19 protein-coding genes, 1 tRNA gene and 2 pseudogenes are annotated in these 24,111 nt (G+C 56.9%); 19 read left to right on the forward strand and 3 right to left on the reverse strand.

Annotated elements, in window-relative coordinates; translation table 11 throughout:
- Position 1: 1 nt before the first annotated feature.
- The 8 genes from phbB (at position 2) to WA928_RS06930 (ending at position 8,737) form a co-directional block, all read left to right on the forward strand.
- On the forward strand, positions 2-739 hold the full coding sequence (gene phbB, locus WA928_RS06895) for an acetoacetyl-CoA reductase (RefSeq protein WP_424301366.1): 738 nt from the start codon (positions 2-4) through the stop codon (positions 737-739).
- A 4-nt stretch (positions 740-743) separates the two neighbouring features.
- Positions 744-1,316, forward strand: a complete 573-nt coding sequence (gene phaR, locus WA928_RS06900) for a polyhydroxyalkanoate synthesis repressor PhaR (protein WP_424301369.1) — start codon at positions 744-746, stop codon at positions 1,314-1,316.
- 171 nt (positions 1,317-1,487) lie between these two features.
- Entirely contained in the window at positions 1,488-2,024 is a 537-nt protein-coding gene (locus tag WA928_RS06905) for an iron transporter (RefSeq protein WP_424301372.1), read from the forward strand.
- 1 nt (position 2,025) lies between these two features.
- The gene (locus WA928_RS06910) at positions 2,026-2,373 is read left to right on the forward strand and encodes a cupredoxin domain-containing protein (RefSeq protein WP_424301375.1); all 348 of its coding nucleotides are present in this window, start codon (positions 2,026-2,028) and stop codon (positions 2,371-2,373) included.
- Positions 2,374-2,395: 22 nt separating this feature from the next.
- Entirely contained in the window at positions 2,396-3,253 is an 858-nt protein-coding gene (locus WA928_RS06915) for an FTR1 family iron permease (protein ID WP_424301378.1), read from the forward strand.
- A gap of 169 nt (positions 3,254-3,422) precedes the next feature.
- Complete coding sequence (locus tag WA928_RS06920; protein WP_424301560.1) at positions 3,423-4,760, forward strand: 4Fe-4S binding protein; 1,338 nt, start codon at positions 3,423-3,425, stop codon at positions 4,758-4,760.
- 299 nt (positions 4,761-5,059) lie between these two features.
- On the forward strand, positions 5,060-7,564 hold the full coding sequence (locus tag WA928_RS06925; RefSeq protein WP_424301381.1) for a ribonucleoside-diphosphate reductase subunit alpha: 2,505 nt from the start codon (positions 5,060-5,062) through the stop codon (positions 7,562-7,564).
- A gap of 75 nt (positions 7,565-7,639) precedes the next feature.
- The gene (locus WA928_RS06930) at positions 7,640-8,737 is read left to right on the forward strand and encodes a ribonucleotide-diphosphate reductase subunit beta (protein WP_424301384.1); all 1,098 of its coding nucleotides are present in this window, start codon (positions 7,640-7,642) and stop codon (positions 8,735-8,737) included.
- A gap of 37 nt (positions 8,738-8,774) precedes the next feature.
- Here WA928_RS06930 and WA928_RS06935 read toward each other — a convergent pair whose 3' ends face one another.
- Together WA928_RS06935 and WA928_RS06940 are read right to left on the reverse strand one after the other, a co-directional pair.
- Positions 8,775-9,581, reverse strand: a complete 807-nt coding sequence (locus tag WA928_RS06935) for an AraC family transcriptional regulator (protein ID WP_424301387.1) — start codon at positions 9,579-9,581, stop codon at positions 8,775-8,777.
- A 266-nt stretch (positions 9,582-9,847) separates the two neighbouring features.
- Positions 9,848-9,924: transfer RNA gene (locus WA928_RS06940), tRNA-Met, on the reverse strand.
- 68 nt (positions 9,925-9,992) lie between these two features.
- Between WA928_RS06940 and scpB the strand changes: the two are divergent.
- The 11 genes and pseudogenes from scpB to WA928_RS06995 form a co-directional block, all read left to right on the forward strand.
- A pseudogene (gene scpB / locus WA928_RS06945) lies at positions 9,993-10,535 on the forward strand (SMC-Scp complex subunit ScpB); the annotation flags it as partial.
- A gap of 67 nt (positions 10,536-10,602) precedes the next feature.
- Complete coding sequence (gene rluB, locus WA928_RS06950) at positions 10,603-12,249, forward strand: 23S rRNA pseudouridine(2605) synthase RluB (RefSeq protein WP_424301390.1); 1,647 nt, start codon at positions 10,603-10,605, stop codon at positions 12,247-12,249.
- Between the two features lie 238 nt (positions 12,250-12,487).
- Entirely contained in the window at positions 12,488-12,958 is a 471-nt protein-coding gene (gene rimP, locus WA928_RS06955) for a ribosome maturation factor RimP (RefSeq protein ID WP_424301393.1), read from the forward strand.
- A complete protein-coding gene (gene nusA / locus WA928_RS06960; protein WP_350380750.1) occupies positions 12,955-14,439 on the forward strand; it encodes a transcription termination factor NusA in 1,485 nt (494 codons plus the stop codon). Before rimP ends, nusA begins: the two co-directional genes overlap by 4 nt.
- Positions 14,440-14,495: 56 nt before the next feature.
- Positions 14,496-17,510 carry a translation initiation factor IF-2 gene (gene infB / locus WA928_RS06965; protein WP_424301396.1) on the forward strand — a complete coding sequence of 1,005 codons (3,015 nt, stop codon included), beginning with the start codon at positions 14,496-14,498 and terminating at the stop codon, positions 17,508-17,510.
- Positions 17,511-17,526: 16 nt separating this feature from the next.
- Positions 17,527-17,937 carry a 30S ribosome-binding factor RbfA gene (gene rbfA, locus WA928_RS06970; RefSeq protein ID WP_424301399.1) on the forward strand — a complete coding sequence of 137 codons (411 nt, stop codon included), beginning with the start codon at positions 17,527-17,529 and terminating at the stop codon, positions 17,935-17,937.
- Positions 17,938-17,972: 35 nt separating this feature from the next.
- Entirely contained in the window at positions 17,973-18,728 is a 756-nt protein-coding gene (gene truB, locus WA928_RS06975; protein ID WP_424301402.1) for a tRNA pseudouridine(55) synthase TruB, read from the forward strand.
- On the forward strand, positions 18,725-20,545 hold the full coding sequence (gene typA / locus WA928_RS06980) for a translational GTPase TypA (RefSeq protein WP_424301405.1): 1,821 nt from the start codon (positions 18,725-18,727) through the stop codon (positions 20,543-20,545). The genes truB and typA overlap by 4 nt, the downstream gene beginning before the upstream one ends.
- A gap of 241 nt (positions 20,546-20,786) precedes the next feature.
- Entirely contained in the window at positions 20,787-22,223 is a 1,437-nt protein-coding gene (locus tag WA928_RS06985) for a catalase (protein ID WP_424301408.1), read from the forward strand.
- Positions 22,224-22,227: 4 nt separating this feature from the next.
- Positions 22,228-22,809: pseudogene (locus tag WA928_RS06990) on the forward strand (YqiA/YcfP family alpha/beta fold hydrolase); the annotation flags it as partial.
- Positions 22,810-22,962: 153 nt separating this feature from the next.
- Positions 22,963-23,277: a GNAT family N-acetyltransferase gene (locus WA928_RS06995; RefSeq protein WP_424301563.1), complete on the forward strand. Its 315-nt coding sequence runs from the start codon at positions 22,963-22,965 to the stop codon at positions 23,275-23,277.
- A gap of 62 nt (positions 23,278-23,339) precedes the next feature.
- Here the strand turns inward: WA928_RS06995 and WA928_RS07000 are convergent, their stop codons facing one another.
- A complete protein-coding gene (locus WA928_RS07000) occupies positions 23,340-24,107 on the reverse strand; it encodes an ABC transporter ATP-binding protein (RefSeq protein WP_424301411.1) in 768 nt (255 codons plus the stop codon).
- Between the last annotated feature and the right edge of the window lie 4 nt (positions 24,108-24,111).

Here is a 24,111-nt window from a genome sequence, read left to right on the forward strand (position 1 = left end):
CATGAGCGGAAAACTGGCTTACGTCACCGGAGGTATGGGCGGTATCGGCACCTCGATCTGCCAGCGCCTAGCCAAAGAGGGCTTTACCGTCGTGGCAGGTTGCGGCCCCAGCCGTGATTTCGAAAAATGGCTTCATCAGCAGTCGGCCCTTGGATATAAATTCAATGCTTCTGTAGGCAATGTCTCCGACTGGGACTCCACCGTCCAGGCCTTCATCGAGATCAAAGAGCAGTTTGGGCCTGTGGATGTGCTGGTCAATAACGCCGGCATCACCCGCGATGGCGTCTTTCGCAAGATGACCCAAAACGACTGGCGTGCCGTCATCGACACCAACCTCAACAGCCTGTTCAACGTCACCAAGCAAGTGATCGACGACATGGTGGATCGTCAGTGGGGCCGTATTATCAATATCAGTTCCGTCAATGGCCAAAAGGGGCAATTTGGGCAAACCAACTACTCCACAGCCAAAGCAGGTATTCATGGCTTTACGATGGCATTGGCCCAGGAGGTCGCCAGTAAGGGGGTTACTGTCAATACGATCTCACCCGGTTATATTGGTACGGATATGGTGCGTGCCATTCGTCCAGATGTCCTCGAGAAAATCGTTGCCACGATTCCCGTCAAACGTTTAGGCACCCCAGAAGAAATCGGCTCGATCGTTGCCTGGTTATCGTCTGACGATGCCGGATTTGCAACAGGTGCCGATTTCTCCCTAAACGGCGGCCTGCACATGGGTTAAACAAATGCCACAAAACAAGTCTTCCAAACCTGCCGAGCGATTAATCAAGAAATACCCCAACCGCCGGCTCTACGATACGCAAACCAGTGCGTACATCACCCTGTCTGACATCAAGCAGCTGGTGCTCGATAACGCGGTCTTTCGCGTGGTTGACGCCAAAAGCGGTGATGACCTTACTCGCAGCATTTTGCTGCAGATCATCCTCGAAGAAGAGTCGGGCGGGGTGCCGATGTTCTCGGCCACCGCCCTGGCGCAAATCATTCGGTTTTACGGGCACGCAATGCAAGGTGTCATGGGCACGTTCCTCGAGCAAAACATCCAGATCCTCATGGATATCCAGGATCGTATGGCTGATCAGTCACAGGATGTGTATCAGCAGCATTTTGGCCCCGAAGCCTGGGCCCAGCTGATGAACCTGCAAACCCCAGCCTTGCAAAACATGATGAACAGCTACCTCGAGCAAAGCCGAAACGTGTTTGTTCAAATGCAGGATCAAATGCAGGATCAAACCCGCAACCTGTTCACCGGTTTCCCGTTTCCAGGGCAACCACCTGCAGGTTCAAAAAAGAAACCCTGAAGATCCTGTGATGGCACGATAGGCGCTGCTAGGGTGGTCAGCGCCTGGTTTGCCGCTCAAAAAAATTATTTTGCAAGCCCCTTTCGTGCTTGCGTGTACTCCGTTTTTTGATGTTAAATAACGAGAATCATTCTCTTTACCATCTTTTTTTATCACTACGGAGTCTTTCATATGATCGGCAAGTTGCTCATCACGTTGGCAGGTCTGGGTATGGCAACATCGGCAATCGCTGCCGAATACCCCATCGGCGAACCCAAGGAAATCAGCGGTCTTGAAGTGGCCGCAGTGTATCTGCAGCCCGTCGAGATGCAACCCGACGGCATGATGCGTGCGGCCAAAGATTCCGACGTTCACCTTGAGGCCGATATCCATGCGACGGCCGATAACAAAAATGGCTTGCCCGAAGGTGCATGGGCTCCGTACCTCAATATTCAGTATGTGCTTCAGAAGCAGGGCAGCGACAAAATTCTGAAGGGCGACCTGATGCCCATGGTGGCCAATGATGGCCCTCATTATGGCGACAACGTCAAGCTTGAAGGTCCCGGGAAATACAAACTCACTTTTATCGTTGGCTCACCTGAAACTGCGCCCAGCAATCATTTTGGCCGCCATGTCGACAAAGAAACTGGTGTGGCTCCCTGGTTTAAAACTTTCGAAGTGAAGTACGACTTTGTCTTTGCCGGAACTGGCAAGAAGGGCGGGTACTGAGATGCACGGACGCTGGCTGGCGTTAGGCTTGACACTGTTGGTGACTTGTCTGGCGCCGTTATCTGCTGCGCGAGCCGAGATGCCGGTCTATACCCTGACGTTCAAATCTGATGGTACATTTCAGCCCTCAAAGCTGGAAGTTCCTGCCGGGCGCTTCAAGATCATTTTGGTCAATGAAAGCACCCAGGCTGTCGAGTTTGAAAGCCTGCCCCTGCGCAAAGAGAAAGTGCTGGGGCCAGGGGTTACTTCGTTTGTGGTTTTAAACCTTTCCCGGCCAGGCGAATATCCGTTTTTTGATGACTTTCATCCGCAGGTGAAAGGCACCCTGATCGTTCTTCCCAAACCTTGAATCCCTCGTCTGGACCAGTCTCATGGAACAAGTAGCCTTCATCGTCTGGCGCGAAAGCGTCGAAGCTCTGCTGGTGATTGGTATTTTGTATGCCTGGCTGAAAGCCTCACCCGAAGGGCGCCGCGGGTTGCCCTGGCTGTGGGGTGGGGTGGGGGCAGGTCTGCTGCTTGCCATGGCGCTGGCACTGGTCTTGCTGGGGCTGGCATCCTGGTTGTCGGATATCGGCCAGGAGTGGTTCCAGACGGTGATGGCTCTGGTGGCTTGCGGGTTGGTTGTGCAAATGGTGGTCTGGATGCGCTGCCATGGTCGTGGCCTCAAACGGGCGCTTGAATCCGGTGCCTCAGAGCAACTGGATCAAAACCACTGGTGGGGCCTGCTGATACTGGTGATGATTGCCGTTGCACGCGAGGGCAGTGAAACCGTGGTGTTTTTGTATGGCACCATTTTGTCATCGCAACAGACTGGGCAAGTGATATCAATGGTACTGGCGGGGCTGGCGGGTTTTCTCGTTGCGTTATTCACCTTCTGGCTCCTGCAGCTGGGTGGGCGCATCATCACTTGGCGGCGGTTTTTCAAGGTCACCGAGATCCTGTTGTTGCTACTGGCCGGTGCCTTGCTGGTGTCTGCCACTGATCGCCTGATTTCCCTTGGCGTGCTACCCACGTTGATCGATCCTGTCTGGGATAGCAGCGCCTGGCTGACAACTGATAGTGTGCTTGGCAAGGTGCTGGCGGATTTCGCTGGTTATCGGGCGTATCCGGCTCTGTCCCAGGTGCTTGTTCTGGGGCTGTATTGGGTGGGTGTGCTGACATTGTTGCGTCGCTCAGCGCCGTCGCCGGCGCCGCGCGCCAACCGTACATCAGTCGCGGCGTCATCCTGATGTTTTACGCGGGGCAGGCGGTGGTTTGGCAACAGGGGCGTGCAGTGCGCCGTGGGCTGCAACATACGGGGGTAGCGTGTTAGAGGCTGCTTCTCGCGGATACGGCTGGCGCGCGCGCGTGGCCAGTGTGGGTGATTTCCTGCGTGATCATCAGCGGGCCATCCGTATCATGCAATGGGTCATTGTGGGTATTTATCTGGCCTTGCTGATTGTGCCGGCAGCGTTGCCGCTGCCTGATCGCACAGCCTCGGTTTTCAATAATCTGACCATCGTTGCCCAGTTTGCCTTCTGGGGCGTCTGGTGGCCGTTTGTGCTGATTTCCATCCCTTTGCTGGGACGCGCTTGGTGCGGGCTGTTTTGCCCCGAAGGCACACTCACCGAGTGGGCCAGCCGGCATGGGCGAGGCGGTGCCATCCCCCGTTGGATACGCTGGGGTGGGTGGCCTTTTGTGGCCTTCAGCCTCACCACCATCTATGGTCAACTGGTCAGTGTTTATCAGTACCCGTGGGCCGTGGCGGCCGTCTTGGGGGGATCAACTATTGCGGCGATGGTTGTGGGCTATCTGTACGGGCGCAACAAACGAGTCTGGTGCAAATACCTGTGCCCGGTCAATGGTGTCTTCAATGTATTGGCAAAACTGGCGCCTTGGTATTATCGGGTGGACGCCGAGGCTTGGCGTGCCCCTGTGCGGCGCACCGAGACCATCAACTGTGCACCACTGCTGCCTCTGCGTCATATGCAGGGTGCGGCCGAGTGTCATATGTGCGGGCGCTGCAGCGATTATCGGGGTGCAATCACGTTGTCACCACGGTCACCCGAAGCCGAAATTGTCCATGTCGCAGAGGGCAATGGCTGGCAAACCGTGCTGATCGTTTTTGGCATGATGGGCTTGGCGGTGGGTGCTTTCTTATGGAGTGCCAGTCCCTGGTTTGTTACGCTCAAGCAGGGTGCGGCTACCTGGCTGGTCAACCGGGACATCTACTGGCCGCTCACGGATAATGCCCCCTGGTTCCTGCTTACTCACTATCCTGAGGTCAACGACAGTTTCAGCTGGTTGGATGGGGCTGTCATTTTGGTATTTATCTTTGGCGCAGCCCTGGTGGTGGGGGGCGCGATTTTTGTGGGCCTGATGATGGCAAGCCGCTGCTTGCCCGTTTGTCAACGGCCCGGCGTGCGCAATGCAATGGGCCAGCTGATGCGTAGCCGTCTGGAGGGTGTGCATAAGCTGGCACAAGGGCTGATCCCCTTGGCCGGGATTGGTGTGTTTCTGGGTCTGTCGGCCACTACACTGACTTTGTTGCAACACGAGGGGGTACCTACCTGGTGGGCGAATCCCTTGCGGTTTACCTTGCTGGGCCTGGCGTTGGCCTGGAGCCTGCGTCTTGTCTGGCGGGTGGCCGGATTGCGTACCCGGCAGTTGCGTCGTCGCCTGGCCATAGTGGTTTCCGTGGCTGCAGGCCTGCTGCCTTTTTTATGGTCCTGGTGGTTGTTTTTCGTACTCTGGTAAACGCGTTTTTATTGACGTTGCGCCACTGTAGAGGTCAAGATAGTCTTTGTCTTGGCTGTGTTTTGGCGGGGCTGCCAAACCGAAACATTTAGAAATAAAAAATTTGCTGAATCATCGCGTCTGCAAAGCCTTGTCCCGCCTTGCTTTTCATTTTTTCGGCCTCTTTTGCGTGTCTTTGAGACAATTTTTGAAGCACAACATCTGGTGTGTTTCGTGTAGGATATACACAAGATTTGGTGTCGCGTAGGCGTGCCTGACACCAACTTTCTTTATCCACCATACAAAAGAAGACTACTCCCATGATCAAGACCGTTATCAAGCGTGATGGACGCAAAGAGCCATTCATTCCGTCAAAATTAAACGGCTGGGGTGAGTGGGGCGCCACCTCGCTGGGTGACCGCGTCGACTGGCCGTCCGTGGTGCTCGAAACAGTCACCAACATGCCCGAGGAGTGCTCGTCCGAGTTCCTCCAAATTCAACTGATCCGCCATTGCCTTGACGCTGATACCTGGTCGTATAACCGCATGGCAGGCCGATTGTATGCAGCACTTGCCCAAAAAGAGCTCAAAGACGTCTGTGATGGTGCTTTCCCCACGGTGCTCACGCTGCACCGGCGTTTGCAAAAGCTTGGCTACATGGAGCTCCTCGACTACTCCGAAGAAGAATATTTCCAGGTCGAGGGCATGATCGATCACACACGTGATTTCGAATACGCTCACTACCAGATCCATACGCATCGGTCCAAGTACGCTATCTCCGATCGCGTCAAGGGCATACATTACGAAACCCCGCAGTTTGTTTATATGCGCATGGCCATGGCGCTGGCAGTCAATCAGCCCCGCGAGCGTCGCATGCGTGACGTGGCCAAGTTCTACGAGCATCTCTCCAAAAACCGCATTAATGCCCCCACGCCCAATCACATCAATCTAGGTACTCCGCTGCGTGGGTACGCCAGTTGCTGTCTGTATGCATCAGGCGACTCCGCCCGCTCGATTGCCGTCGGTAATCACATTGCCAACACCATGACATACATGAGTGCAGGTATTGGTTCCTACCTGCAAACGCGCTCTGTCAACGATCCGGTTCGTGGGGGTGTCATCCGCCACCAGGGCAAGCTGCCTTATCTGCGCGCGGTTGTCGCCGAGATCAAGGCCAATCTGCAAAATGGCCGTGGTGGTGCCTGCACCAGTTATTTTTCTATCTTCGACCCTGAAGTCGATACCTTGCTGCGCCTGAAAAACCCCATGTCCACCGAAGATCGCAAGATCCGAGGGATGGATTATTCGTGGGGTGGCAACCGGTTTTTTGCCCGCAAGGTGGCGCGCAACGAAGACGTCTTCCTGTTTAATTGCCATACAGCGCCCGATCTTTACGATGCGCTGTACAGCGATGATGAGGCCCGCTTCGAGGCCCTCTATACCAAATACGAGCAAGACCCCACATTCAAGAAGCAAACCGTCAACGCACGCGAGCTTCTGATCACGGCAATCAACGAGTGGAACGAAACTGGGCGCGTCTACGAGCACAATATCTATGAGATGAACCGCCACACGCCGTTCAAGAACACCATTTACAGCTCCAATCTGTGCTCTGAGATTGCACTGCCCACGGCACCATACAACCATATCACCGAGCTCTATCAAACCACCGATATCTCCTTTGTCGAGTTTGCCGATGTCGACGGCCATCTGCACACCTTGCAGCCTGGCACGGGTGCAGTGGATACTCAGCGCGGTTCGGTGTACCTCGAAGACCTCGTGGCGGGCGATGTGCTGTCAGATGGCCGTGTCATTGCGCGCATCGAGCGTCGTTCGTCTCCCGAGGTCGCCACCTGCAACCTGGCGGGTATTGTCGTCTCCAACATCGAGTCTGACGAGCAATACGAGGAAGTGGCCTATTACGCCTTGTTGATGATCGACAAATGCATTCACCTGGCCGACTACGAACTTCCGCACGTTGGGGTAACCTCCAAGGCACGTCTTAATGCGGGTGTGGGTATGCTGGGTGTGGCACACCTGATGGCCAAAAATCACAAGCGCTACACCGAGCCCGAGGGCAAGCAGTTCATCCACTGGATTGCCGAGCGGCATTATTATCATTTGGTACGGGCCAGCCTGCAGCTGGGCCGCGAACTGGGCAATGCCCCCTGGATGCACAAAACCAAATGGCCGGCCGGCTGGCTGCCCACCGATACCTACAATCGCAACATCGACAAGATTGCCGATTTCAACAATCACTACAACTGGGAGGCCCTGCGCGCTGAAATCGTCGCCAATGGCGGGATCCGCAACTCGGTGGTGGCGGCGCACATGCCCACAGAAACCTCGGCCAACTCGTCTGGTACCACCAACGGCGTGTATCCAATCCGCGAGCTCACCATGATCAAGACGGATAATCAGCGGGTTAATTACTGGGCCGCCCCCGAGGGTGATACTCTGGGCCAATGGTACGAATCCGCCTGGGATGTCCCCACCGAGGATATGACCGATATCTACGCGATCATCCAGAAATGGACAGACCAAGGCATTTCCGCCGACTTCTACCGCAAGGTTATTGGCGATGCCAGCATCGAGTCCACCGAGATGATCCAGAACTACCTTTACCGGGTCAAGATGGGTCTGAAGTCCAAGTACTACATGAACCAGAAAACCTCTGCGGGCATGAAAAAAGTAGCGGATTTCCCGGCGGCACAAGGTTTTGTCAAACTGGCGGTATCCGGCATCAGCCTGCCACAGGCACAAGCAGTTACCCATGGCGAACCCGATCCCGATGATCCCGTTTGCGAGGGCGGCTGCACCCTGTAACCCACATACTGCTGCGCTGGCACGGCACCCTTGGCGCTGAGCCAGTGTGTGTCTCATTATTTTCTGGAAGCTGCAATGTCTGATAACGTCTTCAACTACAACAAGCAGGATTACGCCAAACCTTTGCTGTTCCTGGGCGAAAAGCAAGGGTTGTTTGACACCATCAATCGTCACTATCCAGAGATCTGGTCCTTGTACAAAACCCAGAAATCGCTCGATTGGGACGAAAACGAGTTCGATTACTCCTCCTGCAACGCCGACTTCAAAAACTGCCCGCGCGCCACATACGACATGATGGTCAAGACGCTGGCGTGGCAATGGGAGGCCGACAGCGTGGCCTCGCGCGCCATTGCACCGGTACTGGCGCCGTTTATCACCTCATCCGAGCTCTGGGCTGCCTGGCAGCGTATCTCCGACAACGAGGTCGTTCACGCGGCTACCTATTCCGAGATTGTTCGCAATTCCTTTGATGACCCCACAGCCATCATCGACGAAATCCTCAGTGTCGAGCAGGCGCATGCCCGACTATCACGGGTCGTCAAAGCGTTTGGCGATGGCTATGCGGCCTCCCACAAATACGCATTGGGCGAACTTCCCAATGATCAGGACACCTACAACACGGTGTTCATGATGGTGGTGGCGCTGTTCTGCATGGAGCGCATCCAGTTCATGGCTTCATTTGCCGTCACGTTTGCCATCTGTGATACCGGTATGTTCCAGCCCATCGGCAAGGCGATCCAGAAAATCGCCCAGGATGAGCTTGAAATCCATGCCGAGCTTGACCGTGCAGTGCTGCACCACGAGCTGCGTACAGAACGTGGTCGTAAGGCCTTTGAACAATGCCACTTTGAAATTGAGGCCTTGATCGCCGAAGTTGTAGATAGTGAGCTCGACTGGATTCAATACCTGTTCTCCGAAGGGCGCGAACTTGTTGGCATGAACGAAGATCGCCTGGCGGCCTGGACACTCTATTGCGCCAAGGACGTCTACAACACTGTGGGCATCCAGACCGACCGCTACGAGTTTCCGCAGTCCAACCCGCTCAAGTACATGGAGAAATGGCTGAACATCAGCAAAACCCAGGCTTCTCCGCAAGAGCAGGATATTGCGGCTTACAAGGTGGGTGTGATGCGTCGTACCGACGAAGGCGTGGTATTTGACGACGAATTCTGATTTTGCTGGCTAAAGCCTGATTGGCCTGTGTGGCGGGTCAGGTATTAGCGTGGCTTTGCTGGTTGCGCAAGGCAAATTCGCGGGGCGTCTGCCCCGTATGCTCTTTAAACGCGGCAATAAAAGAAGACAGGCTTTCGTAGCCACAGGCTAAAGCCACATCGGTGATGCGCTCGCCGCGTTCGAGGCGGGGCAGGGCATGCACCAGGCGGGCGCGCTGGCGCCATAACCTGAACCCTAGGCCCGTTTGTTGCAAAAACAGGCGGGTCAGTGTTTTTTCAGAAAGCCCCAGTTGCCGGCTGTATTGCGCCAGGGTGGGTGCTTCGTCAGGTTGGTGATGTAGTTGCTTGCACAAGGCCAGCAGTCGCGGGTCGGATGGCCATGGCAGCACAAGGCCGGCATCAGGGCTGGTGGCCAGCTGGTCTACCAGCACCTGAGCCAGGCGCCCATCGGGGCCTGCCAGATCGTACTCTATCGGGACTGTACTGAAGCGGCGGATCAGCTCTTGCAGCAAAGGGTCGATAGCCAGGACACGGCAAGCAGCCCAGTTCAGCCCCAATGCTGCGCCATCCAGATACAGGCTGCGGATTTCTGCCGGCGATGATTCATGAACCTGATGCTGCACGCCTGCAGGAATCCACACAGCCCGCTGCGGGAGGGCGATAAATCGGGCATACGGTGTCCAGACCTGTAGGTGGCCTTGCAGGGCATAGGTCAGCTGACACCAGGGATGTTGATGCGGGCCGGGAATAATCATATTGGGCTGGCTGTCCACATGGCCAAACACAGGACGTGGCAGCGATTTGATCAGATTATCCGCGGGCAAAATAGGAATGTGTCTGTTCATCAATACCAGGTTTGTCTGTTCATCGATATTTTATGGCGCTTTGTCGCCAGACATAATTTCCCAGCCAGTTTACTCTCTTGTTCGAGAGCCCCGAACCGCCGGAGCGCTTTTTGGCAAGCCTGTTTTGGGTGAGTCCGAAAGTGCTTTGGCGGTTCTTTTATGCTTTCGGCACTTGCTTATTTTTGTGCAAGTTTTTTGTGCAGTCTGTGCCTGCAAGCCAAAAGTTAAGGGCTTGCCAAATAACCTGGCAAGCCCTTACTTTTGTTTGGTTGCGGGGATAGGATTTGAACCTATGACCTTCGGGTTATGAGCCCGACGAGCTACCAGACTGCTCCACCCCGCGTCTGAAGAACATAACTATAGCATAGTCTGCGAAAATAAAGCAAGCAAACCTTCTTGGATCAGGATAAAATGACGGAAACGGAAATCTTGCGGGTACTAGAAACCGCCTTGTTGTGCGCGGATGCACCTTTATCGATTGCCCAGTTACGTGGGCTCTTCGATGACACGATTTCCGGGGACGATGTCCGGCGCCATCTGGCAGCCCTGCAGCTTGATTGGCAAGAAAAAGGCCTCGAGCTCAAACAACTGGCCAATGGCTGGCGGTTTCAAAGCCGTCCTGACATGCAGCATTATTTGGGGCGCCTAAACCCTGAAAAACCACCTCGATACTCGCGTGCCGTGCTGGAAACCCTTGCGATCATCGCCTGGCGCCAGCCCGTTACCCGGGGTGATATCGAAGATATCCGGGGTGTGACGGTATCTGCTCAAATTATTCGCACTCTCGAAGACAGAGGCTGGATCGAAACACTGGGCTACCGGGATGCTCCCGGGCGCCCGGCGCTGTTGGGTACCACGCGGCGTTTTCTTGAAGACCTCGGTCTGCGTGCATTGGATGAACTACCGTCTCTCGAAAACACAGAACCCGAGCAGGTTCTGGGCGACCTGATATTGGCTGATCCCGACACCCGGGAAGCCGCTCAATAATGAACAGAATTTTGTGAAGGAGTCACCGAACCCCATGACAGCAGAACTCGAAACGACACCCGCAGCCGTACCGGATTCTCCCGCAACGCCCAAAGAGGCCGGGAACAAAGAGCGTGGGCCCTCAGGGCGCTCACGAGGTGGGCGGAAATTGCGCACACCGTTTCGTCGTCGTCGGGGGGATGCCGCCGCCAATCCGGGAACAGAGGCTGATGTTCCGCAAGTAGATGCCGGTTCACCCGAAGAAGCAGATCGTGCCTTGTCTTATCTCAGTGATACTCATCAGGCACAACATCACCTTGATCCGTATCTCAACACCGATGCGCTGATGCCCAAGTTGCACAAGGTGCTGGCCGAAGCCGGTGTTGGCTCGCGGCGCGACATGGAAGATCTCATCGTTGCCGGGCGCGTGTCGGTTAATGGCGAGCCCGCCCATGTGGGGCAACGGGTTGGGCCCAACGATAAAGTACGGGTCAACGGACGCCTGGTGTCTCGTCCCAAGGCCGGGAAGTTGCCGCGTGTGATTCTCTACCATAAGCCGGCAGGCGAAATCGTTTCGCACGATGACCCCGAAGGGCGGGCAACCGTATTCGCACGCTTGCCGCGTATTCGCAGTGGCAAGTGGTTGTCGGTGGGTCGCCTGGATCTCAATACTGAAGGCCTGCTGATCTTTACAACCTCGGGCGAGTTGGCCAATCGTCTCTCGCACCCCCGGTATGGCTCCGAGCGTGAATACGCCGTGCGTGTGCTGGGCGAGCTCGATGAGGCCAAACAGGCCGAGCTCACCACTGGCATCCAGCTCGAGGATGGCATGGCACAGTTCAATTCACTGGAATATATCGGCGGCGAGGGCAGCAATCGCTGGTATCGCGTCACCTTGTCCGAGGGGCGCAACCGCGAAGTCCGACGCATGTTTCAGGCTGCCGGAGTCACCGTCAGCCGTCTGATCCGTACCCGTTTTGGCGAAGTCATGTTGCCTAGCAATATGCGCCGTGGCCGTTGGGATGAGCTCGACGAGCGCTTGGTGGGGGCCCTGATGGTGCATCTTGGCTTGATCCGCGCGGCCGATGATGCCGACGAGCAAGCTGAGCGCCAGCCGCTGTCGCATGCCAGTGCCTTGCCTCCGGGTTTTGGTACGCCTGGCCAAAATGGTCAAAACGGTGCACGCATCAACCGGCGCGGGCGTGTGTCCGGCGGGCGACGCAGCACCATTGATCCCTTTACACCAGGCTTGCTGATCAGCGGCGGTCTGGCTAACGGGCACCCCACCGCGGAGCGCGAACAAAAAGGCGGTAAGCCGGCTCGTAAGGGCCGGCCAGGCAGGCCTCAGGGGGCAAATGTCCAGGCGCCTCAGGGCGCGGGCAACCACAAGCCTTCTCGGCCAAAATCCCAAGGAGCCCGTCCGGGTAAACCTCGCCGGAGTGCCAAACCTGCAGATTCCCAGGCACCGGCAGAGTTTGCCCAGGGCCCTGCCGCCGATCGTCCTTCTCGTGCGCCAGGCGGCCGGCCGCCACGGCCAGCCAGTCACAAAGCGGGTGGTCCAGAACCCAAAGGGCAAAAGGCTTCGGGCCAAAAGCAAAATCGGGGTGCTGCCAAGCCACGTCGTCAGGGCGGCAGCGAGCACCAACCCTCTGGTGCGCATGCTCATGAATCACAGTTGGGCCGGGTGGGGCGCGCCCGTTAACCCAAGGTGCTGAAACATTAAAAATCCTTATGTAAACACAGAAATGCTGTTATAATCTAAGGCTTTACAGCACATACAAGTGCTGTGTCCCCCGAAGGCCTGCCTAGTCTGGGGTTTTGCCTTTTATTAAGGTAATGCCAGATTAGTCGCGGGTCTTTGGCGGTTCCTGAATCGGCCTTTTGGTGCAAGCCACAAGGTAAACAAAGGGCTGCTGGACAGCCCCTTTTTTTTGGAATTTATGGCGGATATCTTTGCTGTCACCCAGCAGGCTTTGCTTGGGTTTGATATAGAACTGGTCGATGTCGAGCGCGCGCCCCTGGGGCTGTTGCGTGTGGTCATTGATCGTCCTGAAGGTGTCCGTATCGACGATTGCGAACAAGTCTCACGCCAGCTGTCTCATGTGTTTGAAGTCGAGAACATCGACTACAAGCGCCTGGAAGTCAGTTCTCCTGGTGTCGACCGCCCTTTGCGTCGTCTGGATGATTACCAACGGTTTGCGGGCCAACGCATCGAGCTTCGGTTTCATGAGGCGATTGAATCCCGCAAGGTATTTACCGGCATTTTGCGCACGTCGGAGGATGACCCCTCCCAGCTCAGTCTGGAGTACGAAGACCAGGCCGGGCAGTTGCAGACGCTGCCATTTTCTTTTGACGATGTGGACCGGGCTCACCTGGATCCTGTTCTCGATTTCAAGGGTAAGAAGCGATGAGTCGCGAAATTCTTCTATTGGTCGACGCCTTGGCGCGTGAAAAAAACGTCGAACGCGATGTCGTGTTTGACGCACTCGAAAGCGCTCTGGCTTCTGCCATGAAAAAGCGCTTCAAAGAAGACGTGGATATTCGCGTAGCTATCGATCGCCAGACCGGCGAGCACGAAGGGTTTCGCCGTTGGCTGGTTGTGCCCGACGAAGCCGGGCTTCAAGAGCCTGATGCGCAGGAGCTCTTCACCGATGCCCAGGATATCGTGCCTGGCATCGAGATCGGCGAATACATCGAAGAGCCTCTTGAGCCCATCGAGTTTGGCCGGATCGGTGCGCAAGCGGCCAAGCAAGCCATCTTGCAAAAGATCCGTGACGCCGAGCGCGAGCAGGTGCTCAACGATTTCCTTGATCGTGGCGAATCCATTGTCTCGGGTACCGTCAAGCGGCTCGACAAAGGAGATGCGATCATCGAAATCGGCAAGGTCGAAGCCCGTTTGCCCCGATCCGAGATGATCCCCAAAGAAAACATCCGCTCGGGCGACCGCGTCCGGGCCTGGGTGCTCAAGGTGGATCACACGGCACGCGGCCAGCAAGTGATTCTGTCACGTACTTCACCCGATTTCATCCGCGAGCTCTTTGACAACGAAGTGCCCGAGATCGAGCAAGGCTTGCTCGAAATCAAGGCGGCCGCCCGGGATCCCGGTGTGCGTGCCAAGATTGCCGTCGTGGCGTACGATAAGCGTATTGATCCCATCGGCACGTGTGTGGGCATGCGCGGTTCTCGCGTCACCGCTGTGCGCAACGAGCTCGGTGGAGAGCAAGTTGATATCGTTCTGTGGGCAGATGATCCGGCCGAGTTCGTTATCGGTGCATTGGCGCCGGCACATGTCGAGTCCATTCTGGTCGACGAAGACAAACATGCCATGGATGTCGTGGTCGACGAAGAAAACCTGCCCAAGGCGATTGGTGCGCGAGGTCAAAACGTCCGCCTGGCGTCCGAGCTTACCGGCTGGCAGATCAACATCATGACGCCTGAAGAAAGTCAGAATCGTCAGGATGTCGAGCGTACTGCCTTGCGCCATGCCTTTATCACCAGGCTGGATGTAGATGAAGAAGTCGCCGATATTTTGATTGACGAAGGCTTTACCGGCCTCGAAGAAGTCGCTTATGTGCCTATGCAAGAGCTGCTGGATATCGAAGCCTTCGACGAAGAAACCGTCAACGAGCTTCGTACGCGGGCACGTAATGCCTTGCTCACCGAAGCCATCGCTCAAGAAGAACGTGTACAAACAGCCCGTGATCTGTTGGAGATCAAGGGCATGGATGCCCCGCTGGTTGCCAAACTGGCCGAAAACGAGATCACGACACTGGATGATTTGGCCGAACTAGCCGCAGACGAACTGGCCGAACTCACCGGTCTGTCTGAAGAAACTGCCAGTGACATGATCATGCAGGCGCGAGCCCATTGGTTCGAAGACGACAAAGCCTGAGGTCTTGTCGCATCGCACCCCATCGCGCCCCTTAACGAAGTTAAAGAGAGAGTCGAATGCCGAGTAACACCGTCGCCCAATTCGCCGAAGAACTGAACATGCCTGCCAACGTCCTGCTGGACCATTTCCGCTCGGCCGGTGTCCAGCTCGATACGGTGAATGCAGACGTGACCGAGGCTGATAAAAGTGCCTTGCTCGAGTCACTGCGTCGCTCGCACGGCGGGGCAGAATCAGGCAAAAAGGTAGTGCTCACACGCCGCAAGACCTCCGAGATCCATCAGGCTGACAGCACCGGCAAGTCACGGACCATTCAAGTTGAGGTTCGCAAGAAGCGGGTGCTGGTCAAGCGAGATCGTACCGAGTTGCTGGACGCTGCACGAGCCGAGGCCGTTGCGGCTGCGGGCGAGCCTGCCCAGGCGGCAGAGGCCCCTTCTTCGCCTGAGCCAGAAGCCATTTCAGCCACAGCCACCCCAGTGGTTGATGACTCTGTAAAACTGGCACAAGAGCAGCCCGCTGAAATCTCTGAACCGGTTTCCGAACCAGCCAAAGCTGCTCCGGTCGCCGAGACACCTGCTGCACCAGCCTCTGTCACCGATGCGGATACAGGGCCTGCACCCGCAGATCAGACAAATGCCACGCCCGAATCCCGCGCAGACGCGCCGTCTGCAGAAGCCACGCCTGTCGCGCAGCAGCCTGCAGCGGCCGATGTGGCTCAACCGGGCGCCGTTGAAGCACCTCCTACTGATACAAAGCCGACTATCGTGAGTGAAACCCCCGTCGTCGAGCAGGCTGCGCCTGCCGAGACGTCTGCCGCATCTCGTTCAAAAACACATTCTGATGCCGTGCCTGCACGGCGCAGCCCCTCGCGTCCAGAGGCTTCCTCTGCACCCGTGGCGGCACCTGCCGCGACACCGGGCAAGGCACGCCGCGCGCCGGCGGCACCGGATTCCGATAGGGATCGTGCCCGCAAGGCAGCAGAGGCAGAGGCCGCTGCATTGCGTGAAATGATGCGTCAGCCGCGCAAAGTGTTGCGCGCGGCCGAGCCCGAAGAATCCAGCTCTAAAACCCTGCATAAACCTGCGGGCAAGAGTGTGGCCAAGAAAGAGTCCGAAGGCAAGAAAGTCATCAAGGCAGCGGATGTGTCTTCCAGTTGGTCCAACGACGCTCGCAAGAAGCCGTCCAAGGCCGATACGCTGTCGGCTGGCACCAGCAAAGACGCCTGGCGCTCTGGCAACAAGTCTGGCCGTGGTGGCAAGGGCGGGCGCAAGCAAGGCCGTCGTCACGCAGAGCATCACCAAGAGCCGCAACAAGTCGAATTCATCGCCCGCGAGGTTCATGTCCCCGAGACCATCTCGGTGGCTGATTTGGCCCACAAGATGGCAGTGAAGGCGGCAGAAGTTATCAAGCACCTGATGAAGCTGGGCCAGATGGTTACCATCAACCAGATTCTCGATCAGGAAACCGCCATGATTGTGGTCGAAGAGCTTGGGCATACTGCGATTGCAGCCAAGCTGGACGATCCCGAGGCGTTCCTGGCCGACACCGAAGCCAACGAAGCCGAAGCCTTGCCTCGCGCACCTGTGGTGACTGTGATGGGCCACGTCGACCACGGCAAGACCTCACTGCTGGATTACATCCGTCGCACCAAGGTAGCTACGGGTGAAGCAGGCGGGATTACGCAGCACATTGGTGCCTATAGTGTCAAAACCGATCGCGGCGTAGTGGCTTTTCTGGATACTCCGGGCCACGAAGCCTTTACGGCCATGCGGGCACGCGGTGCACAAGCCACGGATATCGTCATTCTTGTGGTTGCCGCCGATGACGGCGTGATGCCGCAAACTCGCGAGGCCATTCACCACGCCAAGGCGGCCAACGTGCCGCTGGTTGTGGCCATCAACAAGATCGACAAGCCCGAGGCCAATCCCGAGCGCGTCAAGCAAGAGCTGGTTGCCGAAGAAGTCGTGCCCGAAGAATACGGCGGCGATGTGCCGTTTATCTCGGTGTCCGCCAAAACCGGGCAAGGTGTGGATGATTTGCTTGAAAATGTCCTGCTGCAGGCCGAAATCCTCGAACTCAAGGCGCCGGTAGATGCGCCGGCCAAGGGCATCGTGATCGAAGCCCGTCTGGACAAAGGTCGCGGGCCTGTGGCCACCATCCTGGTGCAAAGCGGTACGCTGCATCGCGGCGACGCGGTGCTGGCCGGGGTGGCCTTTGGTAAGGTTCGCGCCATGCTCAACGATACGGGCAAACCCACCGCCGAGGCCGGCCCGTCTACGCCGGTCGAGATCCAGGGCCTGGCCGAAGTGCCGGCCGCCGGAGACGAGGTGCTGGTGCTCAACGACGAGCGCAAGGCACGTGAGATCGCCTTGTTCCGTCAGGGCAAGTTCCGCGACGTCAAGCTGGCACGCCAGCAGGCTGCCAAGCTTGAGTCCATGTTCGACAACCTGGGTGAGGGTGTTCGTACCTTGCCCCTGATCGTCAAAACCGATGTGCAGGGTTCACAGGAAGCCCTGGTGCAGTCTTTGGTCAAACTGTCCACGGACGAAGTCCGCGTACAGGTGGTGCACGCTGCGGTGGGCGGTATCTCCGAGAGCGACGTCAACCTGGCGATCGCGTCGGGTGCCGTGGTGATCGGCTTTAATGTCCGTGCCGATCAGTCTGCCAAGAAACTGGCAGAAACCAACGAAATCGATCTGCGCTACTACAACATCATTTACGACGCTATCGACGACGTCAAAAATGCCTTGTCCGGCATGCTGGCACCCGAGAAACGCGAAGAAATCATCGGCCTCGTCGAGATCCGCGAGATCTTCACCGTATCCAAGGTGGGCAATATTGCCGGCTGCATGGTGCTCGAAGGCCTGGTCAAGCGCGATTCTCAGGTTCGCCTGCTGCGCAACCATGTGGTGCATTGGTCGGGTACGCTCGAGTCCCTGCGCCGCTTCAAGGACGACGTCAAAGAAGTCAAGTCTGGCTTTGATTGCGGGATCACGCTCCGGGGCAACAATGATATCGAGGTCGGTGATCAACTCGAAGTCTTTGAAATCAAGGAAGTTGCCCGCTCACTGTAAGTGAGGGCTATCTGTCATGGGTCGTCATAAAACCAAACCAAATCCAGGCCGCAATACCCGGCTGGCCGACCAGATCCAGAAGGATCTGGCGGCCCTGGTGCAGCGCGAACTGGATGTCTCTCAGGCTGGCCTGATCACCCTGACAGGGGTTGATCTATCGGCCGACTACGCCCATGCAAAAGTGTATTTCACGGTATTGGGAGCAGAACCCGATACAGCAGCCCAGGCCTTGAACAGCAAAGCGGGCTGGTTGCATTCGCAGCTCTTCAAGATGCTGCAGATTCATACGGTTCCGACGCTGCGTTTTGTGCACGACGTGCAGCTGGCGCGCGGGATCGAACTCACACAACTCATCGATCGGGCCAATCGCCCCCAAGCGGGCGTGTCGGAGATTCCCGAGCTCGAAGACCCGGACGGCCAGCCCTGATAGGGCAGTCGTCACTCATCTGGACGGATTGAACGATGGCTTCCCGACGCGGGCAGATGCTCGACGGTGTCCTGTTGCTGGACAAACCGGAGGGCCTCTCCAGTAATCACGCATTGCAGCGTGCCAAAAGAACTGTGGATGCCCGCAAGGCGGGCCACACCGGTACGCTGGATCCTTTTGCCACCGGATTGCTGATTTGTTGCTTTGGTCGTGCGACCAAGATTTCGGCTGCCATGCTGGAGGCCGACAAGGTGTACGACGCCACCATCACCTTTGGTGAAGAAACCGACAGTGGTGACCTGACCGGCCATATCGTGGCGCGATTCGAGCAGACCCCAGCAGTGACCACCACCCAGCTGGAGGACGTTTTGGTGTCTTTCAGGGGAGAAATCCAGCAGATTCCGCCGATGGTGTCTGCCTTGAAACGCGATGGCAAGCCGCTGTACGAATACGCTCGCCAGGGCATCGAGCTTGAACGCCCTCCGCGTCAGATCACGATTCATGCCCTTGACGTGCTGAGTTGCGAAGGCAATCAGGCGCGGGTGCGGGTGCATTGCAGCAAAGGCACGTATGTGCGTACCTTGGCTCAGGATATTGGCCGTCACCTGGGGTGTTTCGGCCATCTGTCAGCCTTGCGTCGCACCGCGATCGGGCCTTTTTCGATCGAGCAGGCCATTGGGCTGGAGGCCTTGCAGGCCATGCCCGCGCCACAGTCGGCGCTGATCCCTTTACACGCCTTGCCTGACGGCCTGCGTCCGGCAAGTGTCACTACCGAGGAAAACATCCTATGAAGCGAGCTTTGCGTAACGTGGCGATTATCGCCCACGTCGACCATGGCAAAACCACTCTTGTCGATCAGCTGCTGCGGCAGTCCGGCACCTTTCGCGACAACCAACAGGTGTCCGAGCGGGTCATGGACTCCGGCGATATCGAACGCGAGCGCGGCATCACCATTTTGGCCAAGAACTGTGCGGTCGAGTACGAAGGGACGCATATCAACATCATCGATACCCCGGGACACGCGGACTTCGGTGGTGAGGTAGAGCGTGTGCTGTCGATGGTTGATGGCGTGTTGCTGCTGGTGGATGCTGTTGAAGGCCCGATGCCGCAAACCCGCTTTGTCACCCGCAAGGCATTGGCCCTGGGCTTGAAGCCGATCGTTGTGGTGAACAAGGTGGATCGCCCGGGCGCGCGTCCCGATTACGTAGTGAATGCCACCTTCGATTTGTTCGATAAGCTGGGCGCTACCGAAGAGCAGCTGGATTTCCCGGTGATCTACGCATCTGGCTTGGCCGGCTATGCAGGCCTGAACAGCGATGTGCGATCGGGCACCATGCGGCCCCTGTTTGACGCGGTCATGCAATATGTGCCTCAGCGTGATGATGATGCCGATGGCCCCTTGCAGTTCCAGATCATTTCTTTGGATTACAGCAGTTACGTGGGCAAGATCGGCGTGGGCCGGATCAACCGTGGCCGCCTGCATGCGGGCCAGGATGTGGTGGGTATGTTTGGTCCGGAGGGTGAGACCTTCAAGGGTCGCATCAACCAGGTACTCAAGTTCAAGGGCCTGGATCGCGAGCTTGTGGATTCCGCCGAAGCTGGCGATATTGTTTTGATCAACGGGATTGAAGAGATCGGGATCGGCTGCACGCTGATGGATCCGGCCAACCCCGAAGTGCTGCCCATGCTGCATATCGATGAGCCTACCTTGACGATGAACTTCATGGTGAATACGTCGCCTTTGGCTGGACGCGAAGGCAAGTTTGTCACCAGCCGCCAGCTGCGTGATCGTCTGGATCGGGAGCTGAAGTCCAATGTGGCCTTGCGGGTAAACGACACAGACGATGACACTGTATTTGAGGTGTGTGGTCGTGGCGAGCTGCATTTGACGATTCTGTTGGAAAACATGCGTCGCGAGGGCTATGAACTGGCCGTGTCGCGCCCGCGCGTGATGTACAAAGAGATCGACGGCGTCAGGTGCGAACCTTATGAGCTCCTGACGGTAGACGTTGAAGACGGCCACCAGGGCGGCGTGATGGAAGAATTGGGCCGTCGTAAAGGTGATTTGCAGGATATGGTGCCGGATGGCCGTGGCCGTACCCGCCTCGAGTACCGAATCCCGGCCCGTGGGTTGATCGGTTTTCAGAGCGAGTTCCTGACCCTGACCCGCGGTACGGGCCTGATGAGCCACATTTTTGATGATTATGCTGCTGTACGCGAAGGTGGTGTCGGCGAACGTCGCAATGGTGTGCTGATCAGCCAGGATGATGGCACGGCAGTGGCCTACGCCTTGTGGAAGCTGCAAGAGCGCGGTCGCATGTTCGTGTCTCCCCAGGATCCTGTGTATGAAGGCATGATCATTGGGATCCACTCGCGTGACAATGATCTGGTGGTCAACCCCATCAAAGAAAAGAAACTCACCAATGTGCGGGCGTCCGGCAAGGACGAACACATCGATCTGGTGCCACCGATTGCGCTTAATCTTGAGTACGCCGTCGAGTTCATCTCTGATGATGAACTGGTTGAAGTCACGCCCAAGTCCATTCGCTTGCGTAAACGCTTCTTGCAAGAACACGAGCGCCGCCGTAGCCAGCGCGAATCGGCCTGACACTGAGATTGGGCGAATCGCCCGGTAGCAGGTTTTAAAATTCCCGGGGCTTGGATGTGTATCCAAGCCCCGGGTTTTTATGTGGATTTCTGTCTGATAGTATTTATCTAATAATCGATAATAGAGAATCAATTTTATCAATATTTAAATCTTGTTTAGACTGCCTGTCAGGGATGGCTCAAACTGAGGGTATGGACTTTGCACTCAAGGCCATGATCAATCTTGTCACCAGGAGAATTCCATGAAGAAACTGACGACAGCCGCCGGTGCGCCGGTGGTCGACAATCAAAACATCCTCACTGCGGGTGCTCGTGGGCCGGCACTGCTGCAGGATGTGTGGTTACTCGAGAAACTCGCGCACTTCGATCGTGAAGTGATCCCCGAGCGCCGGATGCATGCGAAAGGTACGGGCGCCTATGGCACGTTTACTGTCAGCCAGGACATTACCCGCTATACCCGGGCAAAGGTATTCGGGCAGGTCGGCAAGCAAACCCCCGTGTTTGTCCGTTTTTCGACAGTGGCTGGAGAGCGTGGCGCGGCAGATGCCGAGCGTGATATTCGCGGTGTAGCCATGAAGTTCTACACCGAAGAAGGCAACTGGGATCTAGTGGGCAACAACACACCAGTGTTCTTTTTTCGAGACCCGCTCAAGTTCCCTGATCTGAACCACGCAGTGAAACGTGACCCGGGTACTGGCTTGCGTAGTGCCCAAAATAATTGGGAGTTCTGGACAGGCCTGCCTGAGGCCCTGCACCAGATCACCATCGTGATGAGCGATCGCGGTATCCCTGCAGATCACCGTCATATGCATTTATTTGGCAGCCATACCTTCAGTTTTATTAATGCGCAACAAGAGCGCTGTTGGGTAAAGTTTCATTTCAAGTCGCAGCAGGGGATTCGCAACCTGACAGACGCTGAAGCAGCCGAACTGATTGGGCGTGATCGTGAAAGTGCCCAACGTGATTTATATGAAAGCATTGCACGCCAAGAGTTTCCGCGCTGGACACTCTTCGTGCAAATCATGCCCGAGCACGAGGCCAGTGCGTATCATCTCAACCCATTTGATCTCACCAAGGTGTGGCCTCATGGTGATTATCCCCTGATCGAAGTTGGTACTCTCGAGCTTAATCGCAACCCGGAAAATTTCTTTGCAGAGGTTGAGCAGGCCGCCTTTACGCCTGCCAACGTGGCGCCTGGTATCGGGTTCTCGCCCGATCGCATGCTGCAGGCCCGCCTGTTTTCGTATGGAGATGCCCAGCGTTATCGCCTGGGGGTCAATCATCACCAGATCCCGGTCAATGCGCCTCGTTGCCCGTATCACAGCTTTCACCGGGACGGCGCGATGCGGGTGGATGGTAACTATGGCGGCCTGACAGGCAATCAGCCCAATAGCTCGGGCCAGTGGCAGGAACAGCCCGAATTCCAAGAGCCGCCACTCAGCCTTGAGGGGGCAGCAGATCACTGGAACCATCGTGAAGACACCGATTATTTTTCGCAGCCTGGTGATTTGTTTCGCTTGATGACACCAGCGCAGCAGCAAGCGCTTTTTGACAATACCGCCCGAGCCATCGCGGGGGTGACGCCGGAGGTGCAGGCCGTGCATATTCAGCATTGCACCCAGGCAGATCCTGCCTACGGCGCCGGGGTTGCGGCAGCCATCCGTACATTGGGTGTCTGAGGCGATGATTCTTTATTTGCACGGGTTCCGGTCTTCACCAGAGTCCTTTAAATCCAGTTTGCTGGCTGCGGCCCTGGCTGATCGGGGCCTGGCCACGCAGTGGTGCTGCCCGCAGTTGCCGGCCAGCCCGGCCGCCGCCATGCGGCTGGGCCTGGCATTGGCCCGGCAGGCCTTGGCAAATGCCGAGACACTCACCGTCATTGGCTCATCGCTTGGTGGGTTTTATGCCACTTGGCTGGCCGAGCAACTGGGGTGTCGCGCCGTACTGCTAAATCCCGTGGTGCATGCCTCGCGGGATTTGGCCACTCAGGTAGGGTCACATCGTACTTTTCATGGCAACCATGCGTTCGAATTTCTGCCTGAATACGTGGATGAACTGGCTCGGGCAGAAGCAGATATTCCAGAGTTGACGCACCCGGAGCGTTACTTTTTGTTGGCGGCCACCGGAGATGAGGTACTGGATTGGCGTGAGATGCAAGAACGCTTTTCGGGTGCCCGGCAACATGTCATCGAGGGCAGCGATCATGGACTTTCTGATTTTTCCCAATGGCTCCCAGAGGTGCTGGCCTTTAGCCTGACGGGCCCGGCAGTGGCCAGCCAAGAGGGTGCCAGGCCCGGTATGCGAGCCAAGCAGGCACCCGTGGTCATCACCGGCACCTGGAACGAACTCAGCGATATAGCCGGTCCGATTCGCCTTGAAGTCTTTGTGCGCGAGCAAGGCGTCCCCCCGGCAGAAGAGATGGATCTTCAGGATGCACAGTGTGTGCACGCTGTGGCATACGCAGGTGACGGACAGGCGCTGGGTACAGGCCGCTTGCTGCCTGATGGCCATATTGGTCGGATGGCGGTGCGCCGCCCGTGGCGGGGTGCCGGGGTAGGGTCTTTATTACTGAATGCCCTGATGGATGCCGCGCGCCAGCGCGGCGATACCCAAGTGGTGCTGGCCGCACAGCTGCAGGCCCGGCCCTTTTATGCACGCCACGGGTTTGTCGAAGAGGGTGAAACCTTTATGGACGCAGGGATTGAGCATCGGCAGATGCGGCTGCGGTTCTGATCAGGCTCTTTAGGCAGCTCTGACAGGTGAGCTGCCTGAGGGTGGCAAAGGCCCTCGCCTGCCTATTTGAGATTACCTGACAAAAACTGCTGTAAGCGCGGGCTCTGAGGATTGTCGAAGATGTCGGTAGGTGTGCCAGTTTCTTCGGCAACACCCTTATGCAGAAACATCACCTGTGAGGCCAGATTGCGGGCAAATCCCATTTCGTGGGTAACAACCAGCATCGTGCGGCCTTCTTCGGCCAATTTCTGCATAACCTTCAGTACTTCGCCTACCAGCTCCGGATCCAGTGCAGAGGTGGGTTCGTCAAACAGCATCACTTCGGGCTCCATTGCAAGCGCCCGGGCAATGGCAACGCGCTGTTGTTGGCCGCCAGACAAAGAAGATGGGTATTGTGTTTCAGTTCTGGGATCCAGCCCTACCTTGGCCAGGTAGTGTCGGGCGCGTTCGGTGGCTTCTGCGCGGCTCAGTTTAAGCACCTGCATGGGCGCTTCGATGACATTGCCCAGGACATTCATGTGTGCCCACAGATTGAAGTGCTGGAACACCATGGCTAGTTTGGATCGTAGCCTGCGAAGCTGGTCGAGGTCGGCGGCGTGGGGCTCACCGTGCTTGTCATGCACGATTTTCAGCTCTTCGCCGTTAAGGGACACCGAGCCCTTGTTGGGTTTCTCTAGAAAGTTGATACAGCGCAGAAATGTGGATTTTCCCGAGCCACTGGAGCCGAGGATACAGATCACGTCGCCCGCATTGGCCTGCAAGGAAACGCCCTTGAGGACTTCGTTATCGCCGTAGCGCTTGTGGATATTGAGTACGTCGAGTTTGGACATGTTC

Origin of the sequence: Castellaniella sp., from assembly GCF_049651205.1 — a bacterium.
GTDB lineage: Bacteria > Pseudomonadota > Gammaproteobacteria > Burkholderiales > Burkholderiaceae_B > Castellaniella.